At 38.9% G+C, this 409-nt stretch carries 1 pseudogene; it reads right to left on the bottom strand.

Annotation, left to right across the window (positions count from 1 at the left end):
• Window positions 1–376, bottom strand: a pseudogene (locus tag JUI58_RS27485) (hypothetical protein); the annotation flags it as partial.
• Window positions 377–409: the final 33 nt, after the last annotated feature.

Genomic DNA, 409 nt, shown 5'->3' on the forward strand with positions numbered 1-409 from the left:
ACTGTACGGACGTTACATGTAACGTCCCTACCGGGGACTGGCTGCCAAATAGACAAGGGATTTCTTCTACTTTAACGGTAAAAGAAACGTACCATTCATCTCGATGAGGACGATAAACAAGGGTACAAGTTGTGGGTTTTCCCCAATATTGAAAGCGACCTCGCATTTTTACCTTTAAGTTGAGGTCGTTCAAAATAACCCAACCATGATTAACGGCATATTTTTCGGAAGTTTTAATTTCCACTTTAAATCCTTGCCGTCCGTCTGGATATGTCCAACCCGAATAATCTCGAATAGATTTGAATTTAGGAGGTTTGCGAATGCCTTTAAAAAAGGAATTATAAGCTAAATCTACTCGCTTTACTGTTGCTTGCAAAGAAGATAGATTTAATTGCTTATATTCTTCCCA

It is taken from the genome of Spirulina sp. CCY15215 (assembly GCF_016888125.1).
GTDB lineage: Bacteria > Cyanobacteriota > Cyanobacteriia > Cyanobacteriales > Spirulinaceae > CCY15215.